Source organism: Phycisphaerae bacterium (genome assembly GCA_012729815.1).
Lineage (GTDB): Bacteria > Planctomycetota > Phycisphaerae > JAAYCJ01 > JAAYCJ01 > JAAYCJ01.
Window position 1 is genome coordinate 1 of record JAAYCJ010000309.1, and the last position, 5,126, is coordinate 5,126.

3 protein-coding genes are annotated in these 5,126 nt (G+C 63.5%); all 3 read left to right on the forward strand.

Annotation, left to right across the window (positions count from 1 at the left end; translation table 11 throughout):
* Positions 1–240 precede the first annotated feature (240 nt).
* Positions 241–1,011 (forward strand): prepilin-type N-terminal cleavage/methylation domain-containing protein, encoded by a 771-nt coding sequence (locus tag GXY33_20365; protein ID NLX07503.1) that lies wholly within the window; start codon positions 241–243, stop codon positions 1,009–1,011.
* Positions 1,012–1,028: 17 nt separating this feature from the next.
* Positions 1,029–4,976: a cellulase family glycosylhydrolase gene (locus GXY33_20370; protein NLX07504.1), complete on the forward strand. Its 3,948-nt coding sequence runs from the start codon at positions 1,029–1,031 to the stop codon at positions 4,974–4,976.
* The coding region (locus GXY33_20375) for a hypothetical protein (protein NLX07505.1) at positions 4,973–5,126 on the forward strand (154 nt) is incomplete at its 3' end. The genes GXY33_20370 and GXY33_20375, both read left to right, overlap by 4 nt.

A 5,126-nucleotide genomic window follows, 5' to 3' on the forward strand; every position in this document is an offset into this window, starting at 1 on the left:
GCGGCGACCATCCCAAGGGCACCAACCAGTCGTACGGCGACGGGCACGTCCGGTGGTGGGATTTCTCCATGGAATACCACCCGGTCTGGTCCATGGCGTGGTGCCCGATCTATCATCAGCTTTGGAACGAGTGAGGTAACGATGTCTGCTCGATCCGCGATGTGCCCGTTGTGTCGGAGTTCCTTCGCGTCGGGCGCCGGTCGTGCACCGAGCGACTCGTCAACTGCCGAGGAAACGACGATGAACGCAATCACAGCCTTTGGCTCCAGAGAAGTAGTCCAGAGCGCTCCGGCAAGTCCCAGGCGGAAGCGCCGGCCTGAGGGCTTCACCTTGATTGAGCTCCTGGTGGTCGTGGCGATTATCGCTGTGCTGGTGTCAGTGTTGCTGCCGGCGCTGCAGCAGGCGCGATCGGCGGCTCAGGGGATCGCGTGCCTGAGCAACCTGCGTCAGTGGGGCATGGCGTTTGCGATGTACACCGAGGACAACCAGGGCTGGATGCCGTGGCACTACTCCACGTACATCTATCTGCCCGGTAGTGGTCTATTGGCTCCGGTGTGGTACGAGGAGCGCATCATGGGGCCGTATCTCGTTCAGGCGGGCGGACAGTACAGCTCGGTGGACAAGTGGGACCGCCGATGTCTGGCCAATGGGGTCAACGTGTGTCCAGCGGATGGGCCCGCGGTGGCGCGGGACTACGGTCGAAGCTACTCGTACAACTACAAGATCACCACGCCCGGCCGCGGGATGACCGACGGTGTGTTATTCAAGGACTATCCTTACAAGGACAAGCTGGCGGTGATGGTCGATGCCAATTCTTACCCCCTCTGGTCGGGCGACTCGATGGGTTCGCCCGGCTGGGCCAAGTTGTATTTTACCGAGGCCTATCAGTTCGAGTACGACCGCCACTTCGGCGCCGCGCGTGTGGTCTATGCCGACTGGCACGTCGGTGTGGTTGGCCGCGGCGACTCGCCACGGCTGGTGGTCACCGGCAACGACGACATTCCCTACTGACACCATGGAGCACTCGCATGCATTACCGCTCAAGACTGAAGGCGGCTCTCCTTGTCATTTGGTTTATCGGTATTGGCTCGCCGGCGTTCGCGGTTGAGATTATTCTCGACGATTTTCAGGCCAAATGGTCCGACCGCTGGTGGAGTACCGGCAGTATCAGCGGTCTGGGCGTGCAGCAGGAAGGCGGCGTGGTGCATCTGGATTTTCCCGCCAGCAAGGGCCAGTGGATCAGCTTCCAAGCCAAGGGCGAGTGGCTGATCGACGCGCTGCGGCAGATGCGGCTGACCGCGGAGTCGGAACTGACGATCACAGCGGGGATGCGCGGATCAGGCCGTCTGAACGCCAAGCTGTTGACCGACCGAGGGCACTTCAGCACGTCGATTCCGCTGCCATCGAATGGAGTGATGGAGCGAATTGTGATGCCGATCGCCTCGATTATGCCTCCGGACCAGACGGCCGGCGCGAGTCTGCAGGTGATCTGCCTGAACGCGGTGGACAGCGATGCGTTCGGCGTGGACGTCAAGGAGATCAGCCTGAGCGGGCTCGAATACGTCGGTGAGGATGTGCTCAAAGATGCGGACCACGTCGAATTGACGATCGACAGGTTCGCCGACAGTGACCTTCTGCCGATCAACCAGCCGGCACCGCACTGGATCTTCCGGCGGTGCGGCGACGGAATGCGTCTCTTCGGTCGGATCGTGCAGGACGCCGACGGCCGGTACCTTCGGTACGAAGCCGAGGGCGAGAGTTGGTGCCGGTTCGGACGCACCATCGATCTGGCCGGGGGGGCCGCGGTGGTCGTCGAGGTCCGAAGCGATCGGGTACGGCCGGTCGGGTGCCAGCTCTGGACCAAGTACGCGAGCGAGGACATCGGCGGCTGGCCGACCGACCGGGTCTATCACACCACGCTATGGCTGTCGCCGCGGTGGGAGCGGGCGGTTTTGTTGTTCGACCGGTTCACGCAGACTCGCGGCGAAGCGGAACCGATCGATACTGCAAAGATCAGCGCTCTGGTCCTTTCCGATGGGCCGGGCGTGGTCGAGATACGGCGAGTTGGTGTAATCACCAGCGTCGCCGACGCGGTCAGGCGGCGGAAGCAGATGCTGCTTGAGGAGATCGACAATCGACAGTTTGACGCAGCCATCCTGGATGTGCGCGGGTTCGACGTGGCGGAGTTAGGCGAGGGTCTGCGCTCGTTGTCGGCGGAGGTCGGTTCGCTGGCCGCCGATGCCGATGGCCTGGAGCGTTCCTACGCCCTTGAGCCGCGGTTTGCCGGTATTGCCGGGCTGATCGACGATCTGCGACGGGTGAACCGTCTGGATCGACGGGTCGCCGCGGCGGGCGATTGGCTGGCATTGCTGGTAAATCCGCAGTACGAGAAGCGGCACGACGAATTGCGCGAGGACTTGGCTTCGCTCAAATGGCGGTTCGATCCGCAGGCGTATGACGATCTGGACCGCCGAACGGCTGCGCTGTGGCGGGAGGTCTGGCATGACGTCTGCGAAAGGGGGGTCTCCTGGCGGGTCGAGGACGGCCGTATTCTTCGAGAGGACGGTTGGGCGATCAACCTTTATGGGACCAACGACGTCGGCGCCGAGTCGCGTTCGACCTATGACGACTACGCCCGAATGGCCGAACTGGGACTCAACGCGGTGCGTTTCGTGATCACGCACATGCGACTCGAACCGTCGCCGGGCGAGTACGACATGGCCCTGCTTGAGCGAGTCCGGCAGGGCATCGAGTGGGCGGCTGAGTTCGGTATCTACGGCGTGATCGATCTGCACTTTCCTCATCCCGATTGGGCGGTGAAAGGGGGCAAGGGCTATGAGAGCCCGACCGGCAAGCCCTATTCCGGGCTGTACCACCACGTCGAGCACCTTCGGCGGACGCACGAGCTGATGATGCGGGAGGTCGGCATGCTGCCGAACGTGATTGCCCAGGAGGTGCCGTCGAACGAACCGTCCCTCCGCGGCGTCTACAAGGGTCATCAGGCCAAGGACCTGCTTGACCGGACCATCGTCACGCTGCCCTGGCAGATGGAGAACTGGAACCAGTTCCTGAAGCGCCGTTACGGCTCGATCGAGGCCCTGCGTGAGGCCTGGCGGCCGGATTTCGACGATCCGATCGAAAAGGGCCTCGGGCCGGATGAGCACTGGGACACCAACTCGATCCTGCCGCCGGGCGGCCGCGAGGAGGACAAGCAGGTCTGCACGCGGATCTACGACTATCTACTTTGGGCGGTCGATCTGCATACGGGTACTTGTCAGAAGCTGGCCGAGGCGATCAAGGCGATCCGGCCGGGTATCCTCGTCTTTCAGCAGCAGTGCCTCGGCGGAAGCGACTGGAGCGGCGATCCAATCCCGCTGGAGTTCGACACCCTCCAGCAGATCGCGGGGCCGGACATCGACGGGCTCGCTGCGCATTACAACCGGGCCTGGGCCCCGCTGATGCTGCCGGCCACCAAGCTCTACTGGTACAACGGCGAACTGCCGCAGGCCCACTGGCTCAGTTCGTGGCTCGAAGCCCACGCCCGAGCCGGAGGCATCCTCTACTGGGCCTACTCGAGCAGTCCCGATCCGCGGGAGAACCTGCGGTGCCTTCAGCCGGACGGCCGGTTGAAACGTGATCGGCGTTTCGTTCCCCTGATGGCGGATTTCTACAAGACCTGCTTCTCTAGTGAACCGCGGGAACGGTCGATCGCCATCGTCTGCAATTCGCGACTGAGCGCGACCAACGGCCAGCGGTTCGGCGGCCTCGGCCGCATGCTGACGAACCTGGGCCTGCGGTTCGATCTGATCGGCTCGATGTACCTCGACGCCAAGCCGGACGTGCTGGCGGACTACCAAGCGGTATTCTTCACGCTCGACTACCTGGCCCCCAAGGCCCTCGAGATCATCCTGAATTCGGGCAAGCCGGCGTTCCTCTACGGCTGTCTGGATCGCGATCTGAACGCCAGATCGGTGGTCGATGATCTGGGACCGGCGGCGGAGAAGCTGGCGCTGTCGGTCAAGCCGGTGGACGTTCTTGGCGGAGGAATCCAGGGTTCGCTCGATCTCCAGGGCGACTGGCGGCTCTCACTCGATCCGAACGAGGTCGGTTTGAATGAAGGCCGTCATCTTCCCGACTACGACGACTCGCAGTGGCAGGTCCAGACCGTGCCCGGCGCGTGGGAAAACATCGGCCAGTGGGAGGCGGCGAGGGCCTACGACGGTGTGGCATGGTATCGCCGGACCGTCGAAGTCCCCAAGGAATGGGCCGGCAAGAACGTCTCGCTCGAGATCGGGGCGATCGATGATTTCGATGAGACCTACTTCAACGGCCAGCCGATCGGCCGGACTGATCGCGAGACCCCGAACTGGTGGACGGCCCGGCGGAGCTACCCGATCCGGCCGGAGTTGATCCGGACCGATGCTCCCAACGTGATCGCCGTGCGGGTGATTGACATCATGAACGCCGGAGGCATCGTGCTGGGCCCGGTGCGGCTGATATGCACCGACCGGCAGACAGTGACGATATCGGAAGACTGGGGCCGCCTGACCGCGGGCCGTCGGAAACTGGTGACTCCGCGGACTCGTCGGGCATCACTGGAAGGGGGGCGGACGCTGGCGCGGTTCGACGACGGCACGTCCGCCATCCTGCTGGCCGGACGGACGCTGCTGTACCTGGCCTCACCCGAAATCGATCCAGCCGATGATTTCGACCGGGCGCTGGTATGCTCGTTCCTGGAGGCCGCCGGCGTACCCCCAGCCGAAAGCCCGCTGCGAAACGGCAGTCTCTGGGTTCACGAGTTCGATGGCTGGCTGAGCATCGAGAACGCGTCGGGCGGGCCCATTCCGGTTGATATCGCGACCGACGCACCGAGGCTTCGGTCTCTGCTCGGCCCTCAGCGAACTATCGAAGGTTCCGACAACATCTTTGCGGTAGAGGTGCCGGCGGAAGGGGACATATTGGAGAAACGGAAGTGAACCTCAACATGCATCTGTCTTTTGTGCTCTCGATCGTCATTCTCGCCGTAGCGCACGCCGCGCAGGTTGCCTCTGCGCCGGCGGCGGGTGGCGATCTGGTTATTGCGGACTTCCAGCCGCGGCCCAATCTCGCCTACGAACCGCGGCTCA

Coding starts and splice junctions, on each gene's coding strand:
- GXY33_20365 (NLX07503.1), top strand. CDS start 241: ATGAACGCAATCACAGCCTTTGGCTCCAGAGAAGTAGTCCAGAGCGCT.
- GXY33_20370 (NLX07504.1), top strand. CDS start 1,029: ATGCATTACCGCTCAAGACTGAAGGCGGCTCTCCTTGTCATTTGGTTT.